Here is a 15,942-nt window from a genome sequence, read left to right on the forward strand (position 1 = left end):
AATCTAATGTATTCTTCCATACCAATATTTGGTTACAATGGAAAAAGTATAAGCTTATGAAAAGGATCGGTATCAGCTGCAGCCACCGATCAGGAAGTGGCGTGCGCGCAAATAAAAGACCCCCTTAATCAGGGAGTCTTTCGTGCTGCAAATTACCGTTTTATCCAGGCGGATATTAGGTTGCGAATATATGTGCGTCCAGGTTGGGGAGTAGTCCGAGCAGGGCTTTGACCGTAGCAGTCTCACAAATACCTGTCTTACACCAGATAACAAAGTTCTCGCAATTGCCGATAGCAGAGGTGTATTCGCGCTCCCCGACCCTGCTCAAAGCACGGTGTGCGGTCTGTTGAGGGGATAACAGGCGGCAGCCGGGTATTTGGTCGAAAAGCTGGAGGAGCTTGATCCTGCTGCAAAAAGGCACCAGACTGGCAAAGCGGCCCGATCTTATATCAATCTGGCCATCGCCGTCAACCTCTGGAAAAACACACAGAAAATAGTTTGACCTTCCATGCAGGAAGCGGTCCAAAGTGGTCTCCCTTATATAGTAATATCTATCGAATTCATCTACATAAGGGGCATAATGGATCACGCTGTGGTTATTGACATAGATCCCGTAGTGTTTGGTAGGGCCGCGGTATACGCCGATAACATCGCCAAACCTCGCCGATACAACCTCATCAGTCATGCGAATCGCCCCCTAAAACTGATGTACAGCGTTGTATATTAGAGTCTACGATTGCGGCTCCCGGATTATACTATTGACCAGGTCCCGGACAACGATCGCAAAGCTGCTTTCCCTAATTGAATTGTATCGGTGATGGAAGCCAGGCAATTACCATTACTTAGTATAATTATATATGAATACCCATAATAAAGGAGGGCTTTTGATAGGCCCCCCTTTAAGCTTAATTATTTAGGCACAAACTGTGTGCTCACAACTTTGTCATAGGGAGCGATTTTATTCAGCTCTCCCGCATCTTTGATGATCTCTTGCAAGAGGTAGAAATCCTTTTCCAGCAGCAAGGGGTCCTTCTTCCAGCTGTTCTGTTCTTTGTAATTCTTAATGGCACTGGCCAGGATTTCTTCGGACTCATCCGGGAAGCTCGGCTTCACTGCTTTGGCTATCTCTTCGGGAGAATGAGTGTCGACCCACTGCTGTCCTTTAAATATCGCCCGGGTGAACTTCTGTATCAGTTCAGGATTTTTTTCGAGAGTGCTCTTTTTGGCAAAATAAGCGGTATACGGCACTTCACCGCTCTCTTTGCCCAGCGAGGCCACGATATGGGCTTTACCCTCTTTGGCCATGGTGGAAGCAGTCGGTTCAAATATGATAACATAATCGCCCTGGCCACCTAAAAAGGCCCCTGGCATAGCCGCAAACTGCATAGTGGTATCGATAAATACATCTTTGCCCACCGTCATACCATTCTTCTCCAGGACGTACTCCAGAATTATTGCCGGCATGCCGCCCTTACGCCCGCCGATCACGGTCTTGCCCTTCAAATCGGACCACTGGAAATCCGGTTCAGGCTGCCGGCCCATTAAAAAGGTGCCGTCTCCATTGGTCAACTGGGCGAATACTACTCCATAGTCTTCTTTGCCTTCATTGTAAACATACACACTGGCTTCAGGGCCTGCCAGACCGATGTCGGCCTGCCCGGTCAACACCGCGGTCATGACCTTATCCGCTCCCAGCCCGTTGGTGAGTTTGATATCCAGGCCTTCGTCTTTAAAGAAGCCCTGGCTTAAGGCCACATATTGCGGAGCGTAGAAAATCGAATGGGTCACCTCGCACAGTTCCACCTTAGTTAGCTCCGATTTGGTGGTGTTGTTGCACCCGGACACCATCAAGGCCATGCCCACCATCAGTACCAACAATACAGCAACTAATTTTCTCATTACCAATCCTTATCCTCTCTTTGCAACTGACCATTTTTCTTCAAAACAAAATTCTCAAACCAGACCACTCCCTGATACATGATCATGGCTGCGATCCCTAAAATAACGACACTGGTCATAACCAGATCCAGCTTGAATACCTGCCCGCCGTATACAATCAGATAACCCAGCCCGGCTTTGGAGACTAGGAATTCACCTACGATGACCCCGACCCATGATAAACCCACATTGATCTTCAAGGCATTAATGATGCTGGGAAAGGAGGCGGGCAGGAGAACCTTGGTCAAGACCTGATATTTACTGCCTCCGAAGGTATGCACAAGTTTGATCTTCTCTTGGTCCACGCCCATGAAACCATTCAAAACCTCAAGTATGGTCACGATCAAGGAGATGGCCAGGGTCATCACGATGATAGCTACCGGCCCGGCGCCGATCCAAACAATGAACACTGGTCCCAGGGCTATTTTGGGAAGGCTGTTTAAAACTACCAAATACGGTTCTGAAACCTCGGAAAAAAACTTAGACCACCACAGAGCAATTGCGAACAGTACCCCGGCGACGGTGCCCAGCAAAAAACCTATAATAGTCTCCACACAGGTCACCCCAATATGCATAAACAGCACCCCTTCATGGAACAGCACCCCAATGGTGCGGATGATCCGTGAGGGTTGGCTGGTAATAAAGGGGTCGATTATGGCGGCCCGGGCCAGCATTTCCCACAGGACGATGCATATGACCAGAATTGCCATTTGGGTAGCCCGGACCATGAGTTTATGCCGTCTGCATTTATTCAGGTATTCAGCATGGGCAGCGGAAATGGCCGGCTCCGCCATGCTGCTAGAAGGAATAACAGCTGAATCAGACATGGATATCCAACTCCTTCCATATTTGCTGGAAGTAGTGCCGGAATTCGGGTGCTTCCCTGCAGCTTAAGGGAGTGCGCTTGGCGCAGCTAAGCTCTATGTTATGGATTTTTTTTAGGCGCCCCGGCCGGTGGCTTAAGACTACCACGCGGTCCGACATGCTGATGGCCTCACTGATGTCGTGGGTCACCAGGATGGCGGTCTTTTTCTCCTGGCGGATGATGAGATATATATCCTCATTGACTGCCAGGCGGGTTTGATAATCCAGGGCGGAGAAGGCCTCATCGAGCAAGAGTATCTGCGGGTCGGGCACCAGAGTGCGGATCAAAGCCGCTCTCTGCCGCATCCCCCCGGAAAGCTGCTCGGGATACTTATTGCGGAATTCGTAGAGGCCATAAGTCTTTAGGTAGTTCAAGGCTTTTTCTCTGGCCTCTGGGGTAAGCGTTTTTTGTATCTCCACCCCCAGCAGAACATTGTGCAAAATGGTTCTCCATTCAAAGAGATGGTCTTTCTGCAGCATATAGCCGGTTTTTCTGGAAGGTCCGATGTTGGGTTCACCATACAGCAAGACCTCGCCTGAGGTGGGCTTTAGAAGACCGGATATGATCGACAACAGCGTGGATTTCCCGCAGCCGCTGGGACCTACAATGCTTACAAACTCACCTTCGTGGACCACGAAGCTGATGTCATCCAGAGCATGGATTTCTCCATTGGGGGATTGATAGGTCATATTGACATTGGAGACTTCTACTACTGGCTTCAAATAATCACCCCTTTGCACCTATTCCTAATATGTTATTCGGAAAGGCGCCCAACCGTGAGTGAGGAAACCCAACATAGGGGGGACAAATCGGCAGAGGCCAACTGGAAAATTATGACTAGGAGTTTTTGGAGGGGCAATCAGGAGGATTTGCGCAAGAAAAAGGCTCAAGTTAGCACGATAGTTGAAACCTGAGCCTTCTTTTTAACCTGGATTATTGAGGATATACAGGATGCGCTGTAGCGGATTCAATGCTTTCGTGTCCCGGTACTTGATAGATGAACCATCGCTGGAGCGCCTGGCTTATGTCTATTCGTCGCTGTCATTTTTATCATTGTAGTTTTGATAAGGCTTGGCAGCGGCCGGATTGATGCTAAACGAATGCCGATGTTCATATGAGCCTTCCAGAAATGCTTGAAAATAGTATAAGAACACCGCGTGAAGCGTTGTTATACCAGATACTAGCAAATATGTACCCCTGATGTTTTCTCGAATCCCTAAAAAAGACAACAGAGGCAAGAGCAATAAGCCGAAAGCCAAGTTAAGAAGGGCATCTACAGTGATAAATTTTACAAAATTCCCATAAGTAAATTTAAACAACCACATTGCTACTACGGGACCCGCACCCAAATGATAAGGGAACAGATTGGAAAATGGAAATATATTATACGTAAGTTTCCATAGATGCAGAGAAGCGCCGATATCAATGATAATGAAACTGGTGATTGAAGCGAATATGCCTACAGGCAGATATCGTCTTATTTCGTCTTTTTTCATAAGGAATAGTGAAAACCACGGAAGTATTACCAATGACCATAAAAATACGTCATTTAACACTTGAGTCACCTCAACCCGAATTTTTTCTAGTTTGTACTGGAGTCCTTGTAGCTATGCAGTCATTAGGGAGTGTGTGTAGCAAATTATCATTGAACGGTTAAACTAGTGGCTATGCAGACATGGAGAAAACTAGCCTCCACGGGTCAGAGTACTATAACGGTAGGTCTGATAACCTTGGATAAATTATCTATTGATGCTAGGTTTGCTGCCATTGACCTGCATTTACGTAATTGTCTAAAATCTACCAAAAAAGAGTAGAATTTCTATTTCAACCTTCATACCATAATAGTGAGCTAGAGCTCAAATAATATGTAGAAAGGGTGAATAGAGTGTCATACAAGTATTGTGATGATTTTCCTCCCAAAAAGTCTTCGCAAAAAAGAAAGACTTCGAAAAAAGTAATTCAAGTAGAATGTGGGCACAATCCTCAGGACGCAATATTCGAAATCGATGATGGCGTTGTAAAGGAACATCAGACTTTTATATTAGACCGGCTGACCATCGATACTACCGACATTTTCAAACCGCTGGTCAAAATCGATTTTTCTAGCCTGATTGTGTTTGCAGGAGAAGATGAGCAAACATATGAGCCTGAGGTAGAGGTTGATTTGCTGTTTAAATTAGAGCGGGTTTGTAATGGTGTGAAGGAGACTGTTCAAAGCTGGAGATATCTAAAGGAGTTTGATGTAGAAGACGATAATGAACAGCTTTCACTAGAACTCGAGATAGAAATCAGTGAGCCTTTTACAGTGACTTTCTGTGACAGAGGCATCTGTCCGGGGTGCTGTGAATACAGAATGGTAGTTGAGGGCAAGGACTTTGAAGGCGATTTTGAATTTTTGAGAGTAGTTAAACCTGTATTAACCGCCATTATCCAGGGGGAGTTTTTTGATGATTATTAATCATCAAAACGGTTGTAGTGCTCCATAGAGCAGCCATGGGTGCAGACCTTGTTGACCATTTTAGCTGCTTAACCGAAAACTTAAATATCTCGTCAACAACATTATCCGAGAAAATATCATGTTCGGCACCTGCATAAGTCAGGTGCCGTTACATACTCCCCGACCTGGGAACGGTCCAAATGCGGCAGCCCGGGACCCGGGCAACCTGATCAAAGCAGGTCGAAAGCAAGTTTTTTAGCATTGGCACATTTAAACGGGGCGTCTATCCTTTTCTTATGATATGACCATTATATCCAGCAAATCCGGTCAGGCAACGCCATCAGCTTTTGATCGCTCAAGGTTGGTAAAAACAATTGGGGGCTCGGATACAGTCAGTTGTTAAGGAAAGAATGTCTTGGAAAACCTAGTAAAACGGGTGTAACAACCGGACTGTAGCTTTGGCAAGAGGACAGTAAAATGTGATACAATGCAGTTTACAGCTGACTTTGACGGGAGGAATCATTTTGCGGTTGGTTACTTTTTACGCCCAGGGGAAAGAGCAGGTAGGATTCTTGATGGAGAACGGAGTTGTGCCGGTAAATCAGCTTATAGGCACCAAAGTTGCTTCGATGCTGGAAATGATTGAGAAAGTCACAGACTGCCAGTTGGATGCTGCGGAAAAGGCCTTAAAAGCTGGTGGCAATGAAACCGTGCCCATGCAGGAGGTAAAATTGCTAGCCCCAATCCCTTATCCGCCGCGCAATGTTTTCTGCCTGGGCAAAAATTACGCTGATCATGCCAGGGAGATCAAAATGACTAAAATCTCCGATACCGGCATCCCGGAATGCCCTATTTATTTCACCAAGATAGCCAGCCCGGCCATAACCGACGGTGATGATATACGTTTTTCTCCACAGGCCACCACACAGGTTGATTATGAGGTGGAATTGGCGGTGGTGATAGGCCAGGCGGGGATTAACATCCGGCCCGAAGAAGCTGAAGAATACATATTCGGCTATACTGTAGCCAATGATGTCTCCGCCCGTGACCTGCAGGGTGCTCACAAACAATGGTTCAAGGGCAAGAGCCTGGATACCTTCTGCCCCATGGGGCCGGTCTTGGTGCACAAGAGAGCTCTGCCGCTGCCGTTAGAGCTGAATATACAATGCCGGATAAACGGAGAACTCAGACAGGATTCCAATACCAGAGAAATGATCTTTGATATTCCTGCCATCATCAGCGACCTCTCCAAGGGTCTGACCTTAAAGACAGGGGATATAATATTAACCGGCACTCCCAGCGGTGTGGGGATGGGATGCGACCCGCCCCGACTGCTTAATGACGGCGACATAGTGGAATGCTATATTGAAAATATCGGTAAACTGGCCAACAGAGTTGTAAGGCAGTGATAAGGTGCCTGCAGGAGTACCAGGGGCGGAGTAGCAAACCGTACCTTCATGATGAGTCGAGAAAAAACAAAAATCGCTGCCGCGATAGTATTGTTTACACTGAGGATGAGATATTGCCCATTAGGCATCATAATAGGAGATCGGAGTTAAGATTATGAAATGGTACAAATGGGGGAATGGCAGCATGGAATACGGTGATTACCGTGAATTAAGGGAATTTTTTGAAAGGCTGGATCGAGCTTATTTCATCGATAACGAATCGATTAAAGGGTATGCTCACATAGATACGGCACTTCCTATTGGTTACGAGCAGACCATCTCCCAGCCCAGCCTGGTTTTGGGAATGACTTACCTATTGGGACCGAAAAAAGAACACAAGGTCCTGGAAATCGGAACCGGATCCGGTTATCAGACCGCTCTATTGGCACAATTTGCGGGGGAGGTTTATACCGTGGAGAGGGTCAAGGAACTGGCAGAGAGCGCCGAACAAAAACTCACTGCTCTGGGATACAGCAACATCTATTTTAAACTGGGCGACGGTAGTGATGGATGGGCCGAACATGCCCCTTATGATTGTATCATGGTGACCGCCGCAGCGGAAAAGGTGCCACAAGAACTGGTCGAACAGCTCAAACCTGGGGGGAGGATGGTAATCCCGTTGGGAAGCAAAGGGTTGCAAGAACTGACCGTGATCACCAAAGACCAAACCGGTAATATTCACTGTGAAGAGATGGGCGAAGTAACCTTTGTAGAGATGAAGGGCAAATACGGGTGGAATTAAACCAAAGCCATTGATCCACGCCAGAACCTCCTGCTGGTCAACATTCTTTTTTGGCTCACGAACCAATTCCTCAATTATTCAGCTATATTCTAAAAAGATTTATTTTTTAAGTAAATACCATCTATTTATGTTAAAATATATCCAATCTCTATAAAGTTTACCCATACACTCATATTTAGTTTGCCAGGTGTAGTTTTAGCAGAGCGGAAGGGGAGGTTTTTGTATGGACAGTGACCAGAAGCGATGTATCTGTAAAATGTGCCCATCTTACATAGCCTGCGGTGAACCGTTGGCCTTCTGTCTTCCCCAGTATGGCAGCAGTAAGTGCATCACCGTCAGGTCAGGGTGCGTCTGCCCGGGATGTCCTATCTATGAGGAAAAGGGTTTTTCCAAGGACTATTATTGCATTCCCGGTAATGAGGAATCGATAGTATGAGGGAGGGTTGAACATGAAGTTTGATGAGGCTGCTGATATCCTGGTGGTTGGAAGCGGGGCGGCTGCTTTTGCGGCCGCGATCACTGCCAGTACATATGGGGCGGAAGTGATTATGCTGGAGAAGGGCCCTATCATTGGGGGAACCACTCTGCGCTCCGGCGGCGGATATTGGATTCCCAATAATCGTTTTCAGAAAGAACTGGGTATTATCGACCTTAAAGAGGACGCTTTGCGCTATATGGCGCGCTATTCCTATCCTCACCTTTACAATCCCGAAGACTCCAGGTTGGGGCTGCCGGAAAACGAGTTTGCTCTAATCGAAACCTACTATGACCGGGCTGCAGAAGCAATCGACTTTTTGGCTGACTGCGGAGCTCTGCAGAGCATTCAGGAAATCAACTGGACCGGTAAACCTCAGGTCGATTATATGGATCATCTCCCCGAGAATAAAGGCGTGCGGGGACGGGTCTTGTTTGCCCGCACTGCCGACGGTAAACAGGGTTTCGGCGGAGAACTGGTCAGGCAGCTTAGGAGCAAGGCAAGAACTCAAGGGATTAAGATACTGACTAATCATCGGGTCAGTAAAATTCACAGAAATGCCCAAGAGGAAGTGGTTGGGCTGGAAGTGATCGGCCCTGATCAGCAAAACATCAACTTTCGGGCGCGAAGGGCGGTTATTTTCGCCAGCGGAGGCTATACCCACAATGCCGAACTGATGCTGCATTTCCAGCCTGGTCCGATTTTCGGAGGGTGCGCCGCCCCCACCAACAGCGGAGATTTTATTCAGATGGCAGCTGCCATAGGCGCTAAACTGGGTAATATGGTCGGTGCTTTCCGAGCTGAAATTATTGTTGAAGAAGCCCTGTCAGATCCGGATGGTGTGCACAATGTGTTCTATATACCCGGGGACAGCGTGATCGAGGTCAACCGCTATGGCCGCAGAATTATGAATGAGAAGCGCAATTATAATGACCGCGCCATGACCCACTTTGTGTGGGACCCGCAGCGAGCGGAGTGGACCAATATGCTGGTTTTTATGATATTTGATCAGCGTACGGCAATACTGTGGCAGGGCTTCCCGCCTTATGTGGTAGAAGGATCAGCACCATCCTACATTATAAAAGGGGACAGCTGGGATGAACTAGTCTTAGGAATAACCCGGCATCTGAGTATGCTCGCTCCAAAAACCGGAGGATTCAGCCTGGACCCGGGTTTTAAGGATAATCTCGAGAAAACCGTAGCACGTTTCAATGAATTCGCCAGAACGGGTCAGGATAAGGATTTCGGCCGCGGTAATTACAACTATGACCGGGAGTGGACCACCTTCCCCCCCACCATTCCCGGGGCAGAATGGCCTGCGGCGGGCAGTCCGAACTATACCATGTATCCGCTCAGTGAGCAGGGACCATACTATGCCATCATCCTCGGTGCAGGCACCTTGGATACCAATGGAGGTCCGGTGATTAACAAAAATGCCCAGGTTCTGAATGTATATGACCAGCCCATTGCGGGACTTTATGGTGCCGGCAATTGCGTGGCATCCCCGGTGGCCAGGGCCTATTGGGGAGGAGGCAGTACTCTGGGTCCGGCTATGACCTATGGATACCTGGCTGGTCTTCATGCCAGTTTAGAAGCCGATAAAGAGGTGTAGAATAAAAACCGTCCAGTTTCCAAGTGTTAGCCAGGAATTCCGGTATGTGTGCGGTATATGTGATAAGCATTACTCAACAGAATGAAGGGAGATGAAAAGTATGTTGTGGAAATGTTCGGTTTGTGGTTTTGTTTACGAGGGCAATGAGGCGCCTGAAAAATGCCCCAAGTGCATGTCACCTAAGGAGAAATTCGCTGCCCTGTCCGAGGAGGATGCCAAAAAGATTTATGCATCGGACCGCACCAATGATATTCATATGGAAATTATAAATCTGGCCATGAAAATAGCCCAATTGGCCAAAGAAGGCATTGAGATCAATCTTGACCCCCCGTGCGCAGCCTTGTTTGAACAGGCCCGCGATGAGGCCTGGATCATCAAACAGAGAAGCAAAGCCGAGATAGCGGGCCATTTAGGCAAGGGGAAGTGGTAAACAGAATCTCAGGAAAGACGCCATGGACTGACTCCGGCATAATAAATAAAACCGCCATTAAGGAAGAGTTCTGAGTACAGGACTCTTCCTCCAGTTTCTGGGGCGTGTAATGACAGGCCCGCCGGTAGTGGGTGCGTTGTCGCCCGCTCGAATGGGGTTGTTTAGCGTTGAAGTGGATTTTTTCAGAATGCTATTCATCAAGTGGTATAGGGAAATGATATAGCACGGCTCTTAAACAGGTCGGTATAATCAACCGTTTAAGAGCCGTATCTGCTTGTGAAGCAATTATTCTACTTTGGGCAGGCTGTCAAATCCCCTTTGTAAGTCCTCATCAGTAGGGATGTAATCCGACATGGTTCCATCATTGTATTGTGCGTAAGCATGCATATCGAAATAGCCGGTGCCGGTCAGGCCGAACAGGATGGTTTTGGCTTCGCCCGCTTCTCGGCACTTTAAAGCTTCCTGCACCGCGCCATAGATAGCGTGTGCTGATTCAGGAGCAGGAAGGATCTGCTCCCGTTTGCAGAATAGGGTGGCCGCATCAAAAACCCTGGTCTGTTCCGCAGAGATGGCTTCCATGTAGCCATCATGATACAGTTTGGAGAGGATGGGTGACATGCCATGGTAGCGCAATCCTCCGGCATGGTTGGGCGAAGGAATAAATTGGCTGCCCAGGGTATACATCTTGGCCAAGGGGGTGATTTTGCCGGTATCACAGAAGTCATAGGCGTAGCGGCCCCGGGTCATGGAAGGACAGGAAGCCGGTTCTACGGCGACAAACCGCGAATTGTGCCTGCCAGTCAGTTTATCCTGCATGAAGGCAGCCATCAGGCCCCCCAGATTGGATCCGCCCCCAGCGCAGCCTACCACGATGTCGGGGTATTCCCCGATCTTCTCCATGGCAATCTTGCTTTCCAGACCGATGACCGACTGGTGCAAGAGCACTTGATTCAAGACTGAACCCAGGGCATATCTGCAACTCTCATCTCCCAGAGACTTTTCAATCGCCTCGGAAATCGCACAGCCCAGACTGCCGCCGGTGGTGGGGTCTTTGGCCAGAATGGCCCGGCCCACCTCAGTAGTGTCAGAAGGGCTGGGGATTATTTTAGCCCCATAGGTTTCCATGACCGATTTACGGAACGGCTTTTGCTCAAAAGAGACTTTGACCATGAATACGGTCAGATCCAGGCCATAGAAAGCGCAGGCCTGGGATAAGGCGGTGCCCCACTGACCGGCCCCAGTCTCGGTGGTTAATGAGGTTAACCCTTCTTCTTTGGCGTAATAAGCCATGGCTGCGGCGGCATTCAGTTTGTGGCTGCCGGAAGTATTGTTGCCCTCGAATTTATAATAAATTTTGGCCGGCGTATCCAGTGCTTTCTCCAGGTTATAGGCACGAATTAAGGGAGATGGCCTGAACATACGGTAGAACTCCAGGACGCCATCAGGGATATCCACATACCTGGTTTCGGCATCCATCTCCTGTTTGCATAGCTCTCGGGCAAATATGGGATAAAGGTCTTCAGTGGTTATAGGCTGAAGGGTCCCAGGATTTAGAAAAGGATCATGCTGTTCTTTCATATCTGCGCGGATATTATACCACTGCTTGGGTATTTCCTCTTCAGTGAGATAGGTTTTGTAGGGAACTTTAGCCATTTTTCTTTTCCTCCTTTTTATTGTTTGGCTCTTACTAATCTTCACTGGTGTTTGAATATAATCTGCGCAGATACCGAATAAAAAAGCCCATGTCCTCAAAGGGACATGAGCTTATACTCACGCGGTACCACCCAAATTGGTCAAATGACCCACTCATTCCACGCACCAGCATGCGTGCTCCCTTGATAACGGGCGGAGTTCCCGTTGGCCACTACTCTGCTCCATTTCGCAGCCACCCTCGTCAGTCCATTCAACCCGCCTGTCACTGCTGCAATCCCACCACCTGCAGCTCTCTGTAAGCTAAGCTTCGGGCATACTTCTCTGACTCATCGGTATTACCTGGATTGTACAGTCAAAGTCCCGGATTTGTCAAGCCTAAAACAGTTAAAGTGCCCACCAATTCTTACCCGCGTGTCTGCTCCACACTCTTTCGACAAATTATGCTTATAGAATGGTATATTGTAAATAATATGAGTTAACCATTCTTTAGGAGTATATCAATCTGATGGACAGAAATAAAACTAAAGCACAATTAATAGAAGAGCTGATCGAACTGAGGTCAAGAAATGCTGAATTGGAATCTGCTGCCCTAAAGAATCAACAATATCCTGCAAATGCAGTTGAATATCAGTCTCCGCGGCAATGGTTCTTTACGGGCAGATCTGAATTCTTCGTAAATCACTCATTTCAGAAGCAGTTCACTGACAACCCTGTACCCGTTAAATACAGGCTTGCAGATCTGGTGGATGTTGAATCTCTGCAGCAATTGTTGAAATCATTCTATAAAGCTACCGGGATACCGCACGGGCTGCACGATGAAAGCAATACTGTCATGGGTGGAATAGGCTGGCAGGATATATGCAATCAATTCCATCGACGATGTCCACAGACCGCCGCAAGATGTGGCCAAAGTGATAGCTACCTGGCTGCCCATTTGAATGACGGATCATATGTGGGCTATCAGTGTTTAAACGGACTTATGGACTACAGTACTCCTATCGTTGTCGAAGATCAGCTGCTGGGCGGCATTTTTCTGGGGCAGTTGCTTCATGAGCCGCCTGATGAGGATTTTTTCCGCCAGCAAGCCAAAGAGTACGGATTTGATGAAGAAAGGTATATGGAGGCCTTACGCAGGGTGCCAGTAATTCCCAAAGAGCAGGTGGCCGCAATTATGGAGTTTTACTCTAAATTGGGTCAGATGCTGACAACCATGGGCTTGGAGCGAAAACGCCAACTGGAGCAAGCAGACAAGATCATACAAGATCGTGAGGAACGGCTGAAACTGGTTTGGGCGACCCATAACGACGGCTTCTGGGATTGGAACCTCGCCAGCGGTGAAGTATACTACAGCCCACGCTGGGCCCAAATGCTAGGGTATTCGCCAGAAGAACTGGAGCCTTGCCTTCAAACCTGGGAAAAATTGGTCCATCCAGATGATAAGGCGGCAGCAGTGCGGAGCATTAATGAACAACTGCAGGGGAAAACCGCCAATTATGAAATAGAGTTTCGCATGCTGACCAAATCAGGAGATTGGAAATGGATCTTGTCCCGTGGCTGGGTAGTGGACAGAGATGAAGCCGGTCAGCCCTTAAACATGGTAGGAATACATATTGATGTTACCCGCCTCAAACAGGCTGAAGCAGCTATGCTTCAATCACATCAGAAGTTTCTGAAAGCCTTTCAGTACAGTCCCGATCCCATGACTATAAGTACCGTCAGCGAAGGGCGCTACCTTGAAGTAAACGACGCTTTCATTAAAAACACCGGCTTTAAAAGGCATGAGGCTATAGGGAAAACCTGCCACGAATTGAATATCTATGCCTATCCTCAAGACCGCCAGCGGCTATTTAACCTGCTTAAGGAAACGGGAAGCGTTAAGGATTTTATAGTCGATTTCAGATCAAAGGACGGTGCAATACGAAACTATATTCTTTCTGGGGAAATAATCGAACTCGATGGGGAACCCCATTTCCTGAGCGCCAGTAAAGACATCACCGAAAGCAAGCGCATCCAGGATCAAATCCGCTTGTCAGAGGAACTGTTCTCTAAGGCTTTTAATACCAGCCCCATACCAATGGTTATTCTCAATTTAGATGACAACAAATTCATAATGGTCAACGAAGCCCATTGCAAATGTGTAGGATACAGTTATGAAGAAACCATCGGAAGAACCCCGGTGGAATTAGGAATCTTCGCTGATCCCTCCAATCTAGAGCAGGTTGATCAAATGCTGTTGAACCATCAATCGGTCAGGGATAGGGAAATCAGGTTTTATAACAGGAAAGGCGAGCCGAGACTCGGTTTGATGTCATCAGAAAACATCGTTGTTGACGGCAAGCCTTGTATACTTGGCATACTAGTCGATATTACTGAACAGAGAAAAATGGAAACCGAGATGACCAGATTAGACCGCCTCAATCTGGTAGGACAAATGTCAGCCAGTATCGGCCATGAAATGCGAAATCCTATGACAACTGTGCGCGGATATCTTCAGCTCTTACAGGAAAGGGAAGATTATAAACCAGATAAGGATTACTTTGATCTGATGATCGAAGAACTGGACCGGGCAAATTCTATTATTACTGAGTTTCTGTCATTGGCTAAAAATAAAATGGTAGATATGACTTCACAGAGTCTTAATTGTATAATTAATAAGTCACTTCCGCTAATTGAAGCAAGTGCACTGATCAAGAATCAATACATTTATCAAGACCTGCATGATTTGCCAGATCTGCTCCTCGATAAAGAAGAAATTCATCAGCTTATACTTAACATGCTGAAAAACGGGCTGGAATCGATGCCTTCAGGCGGAGTCATAACTATTAGAACATTTGTAGAGAATGAAAAGGCAGTACTAGCCATTGAGGATCAGGGTTCTGGAATAGAACCTGATTCGCTTGAAAAACTGGGGACACCGTTCTTTACCACCAAAGAGCAGGGAAATGGCTTAGGGCTCGCGGTCTGCTACCGTATAGCAGCCCGGCATAATGCCTCAATTGACATAGAGACCAGCCCAAAAGGTACGACCTTTTTTATAAGCTTTCCAATTCCTGAGTTATAACCGATGATGGACCATCCCTGTCAGACGTATGAAAACCTGTTGGAAATATTGCAGTCGCCTTTATCATATCCGGTTTTAACTGGTTTTTGAATAAAGGCTAGTTGTTTTGGAGCTGCAGTTAACCGATATGGGGAGTATTGATGTAGCCGGGCGTTGCTATGGCCAATGGTTGAGCAGTTTTAACCTTTTGCAGGCGATGGTCTTGAATATCCGGGTCACCTCAATTTGCTGGTGGGGGATAAAGCCTGCCCTTTTGAGGCCTTTAATTGAGGCGTGATTGTTTTTCAAAACACTGCTCCAAACCGTCCGGCAACCTTCACGGTACAAGTGCTCAAACAACCTGGTCAAGAGGTGACCGTGTATTCTGTGTCCCCGGAATTCGGCATCAACATAGTCGGGTCCGATGTATACCCCATCCCCCACCTCCAGGCAATAACCGAAAAAGGGAAAGTGGTGATCCCGGTAATGGCACCAGGAAAATGCCACCAGCTTATCTTGAAAAAAGGCTCCCAGGCATCTGGAACCTTCAGCATAGAACTCGGCAATTCTATCCTTGCTCAATCCGTTTAGAGCCGATATTTTGCCAGTATCACTGCGGTTTAAAAACCTGAATTCAATGGGCAACTCGGGTGCCTGTAACTGCGGAGCAGCTTCCAGCGGTTTCATGATTACCAATAGTATTGCGCTTTTGTAGAGAAGACTCATGAGGTGGTTGGCCAGTTTCTTGATCGTCAGCCTTCTCAGCCTGGGCAAGGTGCTGCGAGCAAGCCTTTGTATTCCCTGCCGCTGCCTGACTAAACGATCCCAGATGTAACCGTCATTTACCCGTCCTTCCACAGTATCGTCCCCTCTGAACAGTAAATAGTGCAGAATACTTGTATCATTAGCGTTCACCTTTATTGAGGCTTTTATTAAAGCAAATGAGCCTTTGGATAGTGTTGGGCACAACTGCAGACGGATTTCACCGAAGCTCCCCTGGCTTTCATAATAAAACCAACAAACATCACCATGGCCGATTTTGCTTGGCTTGGCGTTTAAGGGCAGAGAGCACCTCCAGCGGACTCTATCCGGGGGAGGTAAAGAACGCCTCCTAGCTTTGATATGCTCCCTACGGGCACCACAGGCAGCCTGGAGGCTGGTTTTGATTTTGGCCTGACTGGGCATAACTCTGAATGGCCTCCGCGTCGGGAATGGGACGAGTGTACCCGATTATGAAGATAATGCCGAATACGGTTAGGAAAACCAGGTTGAATATAAAGAATTTATATTTCTCAAGCATAC

The 15,942-nt window shown here is 47.5% G+C and carries 15 protein-coding genes and 1 other annotated feature; of the genes, 7 read left to right on the forward strand and 8 right to left on the reverse strand.

Translation table 11 applies throughout. The annotated features are described in order from the left end of the window. Window positions 1-175 precede the first annotated feature (175 nt). The 5 genes from AC15IQ_RS09395 to AC15IQ_RS09415 all read right to left on the reverse strand — a co-directional run bounded on the left by AC15IQ_RS09395 (window position 176) and on the right by AC15IQ_RS09415 (window position 4,299). A complete protein-coding gene (locus AC15IQ_RS09395) occupies window positions 176-685 on the reverse strand; it encodes a lecithin retinol acyltransferase family protein (RefSeq protein WP_483178732.1) in 510 nt (169 codons plus the stop codon). Window positions 686-909: 224 nt separating this feature from the next. Next, the gene (locus tag AC15IQ_RS09400) at window positions 910-1,899 is read right to left on the reverse strand and encodes an ABC transporter substrate-binding protein (protein WP_483178734.1); all 990 of its coding nucleotides are present in this window, start codon (window positions 1,897-1,899) and stop codon (window positions 910-912) included. After that, the gene (locus AC15IQ_RS09405) at window positions 1,899-2,765 is read right to left on the reverse strand and encodes an ABC transporter permease (RefSeq protein WP_483178736.1); all 867 of its coding nucleotides are present in this window, start codon (window positions 2,763-2,765) and stop codon (window positions 1,899-1,901) included. The genes AC15IQ_RS09400 and AC15IQ_RS09405 overlap by 1 nt, the downstream gene beginning before the upstream one ends. Next, the gene (locus tag AC15IQ_RS09410; RefSeq protein ID WP_483178738.1) at window positions 2,758-3,525 is read right to left on the reverse strand and encodes an ABC transporter ATP-binding protein; all 768 of its coding nucleotides are present in this window, start codon (window positions 3,523-3,525) and stop codon (window positions 2,758-2,760) included. Before AC15IQ_RS09410 ends, AC15IQ_RS09405 begins: the two co-directional genes overlap by 8 nt. Before the next feature lie 306 nt (window positions 3,526-3,831). Next, window positions 3,832-4,299, reverse strand: coding sequence for a hypothetical protein (locus AC15IQ_RS09415; protein WP_483178740.1), 468 nt, complete (start codon window positions 4,297-4,299; stop codon window positions 3,832-3,834). A gap of 389 nt (window positions 4,300-4,688) precedes the next feature. On the opposite strand from AC15IQ_RS09415, the gene AC15IQ_RS09420 reads away from it, so the two are divergent. The 6 genes from AC15IQ_RS09420 (at window position 4,689) to AC15IQ_RS09445 (ending at window position 9,947) form a co-directional block, all read left to right on the forward strand. Then, window positions 4,689-5,261: a DUF4489 domain-containing protein gene (locus AC15IQ_RS09420; RefSeq protein WP_483178742.1), complete on the forward strand. Its 573-nt coding sequence runs from the start codon at window positions 4,689-4,691 to the stop codon at window positions 5,259-5,261. 503 nt (window positions 5,262-5,764) lie between these two features. Beyond that, window positions 5,765-6,649 carry a fumarylacetoacetate hydrolase family protein gene (locus AC15IQ_RS09425; RefSeq protein WP_483178743.1) on the forward strand — a complete coding sequence of 295 codons (885 nt, stop codon included), beginning with the start codon at window positions 5,765-5,767 and terminating at the stop codon, window positions 6,647-6,649. Between the two features lie 154 nt (window positions 6,650-6,803). Then, window positions 6,804-7,430, forward strand: coding sequence for a protein-L-isoaspartate(D-aspartate) O-methyltransferase (locus AC15IQ_RS09430; RefSeq protein WP_483178744.1), 627 nt, complete (start codon window positions 6,804-6,806; stop codon window positions 7,428-7,430). A 223-nt stretch (window positions 7,431-7,653) separates the two neighbouring features. Then, complete coding sequence (locus AC15IQ_RS09435; RefSeq protein ID WP_483178745.1) at window positions 7,654-7,866, forward strand: DUF2769 domain-containing protein; 213 nt, start codon at window positions 7,654-7,656, stop codon at window positions 7,864-7,866. A 13-nt stretch (window positions 7,867-7,879) separates the two neighbouring features. After that, window positions 7,880-9,517, forward strand: a complete 1,638-nt coding sequence (locus AC15IQ_RS09440) for an FAD-dependent oxidoreductase (RefSeq protein WP_483178746.1) — start codon at window positions 7,880-7,882, stop codon at window positions 9,515-9,517. A 100-nt stretch (window positions 9,518-9,617) separates the two neighbouring features. Beyond that, entirely contained in the window at window positions 9,618-9,947 is a 330-nt protein-coding gene (locus AC15IQ_RS09445) for a rubredoxin-like domain-containing protein (protein WP_483178748.1), read from the forward strand. A gap of 285 nt (window positions 9,948-10,232) precedes the next feature. Here AC15IQ_RS09445 and AC15IQ_RS09450 read toward each other — a convergent pair whose 3' ends face one another. Continuing rightward, window positions 10,233-11,600 carry a TrpB-like pyridoxal phosphate-dependent enzyme gene (locus tag AC15IQ_RS09450; RefSeq protein WP_483178749.1) on the reverse strand — a complete coding sequence of 456 codons (1,368 nt, stop codon included), beginning with the start codon at window positions 11,598-11,600 and terminating at the stop codon, window positions 10,233-10,235. 96 nt (window positions 11,601-11,696) lie between these two features. Next, window positions 11,697-11,939: a binding site (T-box leader), on the reverse strand. Between the two features lie 166 nt (window positions 11,940-12,105). Between AC15IQ_RS09450 and AC15IQ_RS09455 the strand changes: the two genes are divergently transcribed. Then, window positions 12,106-14,661, forward strand: a complete 2,556-nt coding sequence (locus AC15IQ_RS09455) for a PocR ligand-binding domain-containing protein (protein WP_483178751.1) — start codon at window positions 12,106-12,108, stop codon at window positions 14,659-14,661. A 156-nt stretch (window positions 14,662-14,817) separates the two neighbouring features. Here the strand turns inward: AC15IQ_RS09455 and AC15IQ_RS09460 are convergent, their stop codons facing one another. After that, window positions 14,818-15,498, reverse strand: coding sequence for a GNAT family N-acetyltransferase (locus AC15IQ_RS09460; protein WP_483178752.1), 681 nt, complete (start codon window positions 15,496-15,498; stop codon window positions 14,818-14,820). A 271-nt stretch (window positions 15,499-15,769) separates the two neighbouring features. Beyond that, entirely contained in the window at window positions 15,770-15,940 is a 171-nt protein-coding gene (locus AC15IQ_RS09465) for a hypothetical protein (RefSeq protein WP_483178753.1), read from the reverse strand. Window positions 15,941-15,942 lie beyond the last annotated feature (2 nt).

The sequence above is a fragment of the Syntrophomonas sp. DTU019 genome, assembly GCA_913757435.1.
Lineage (GTDB): Bacteria > Bacillota > Syntrophomonadia > Syntrophomonadales > Syntrophomonadaceae > DTU019.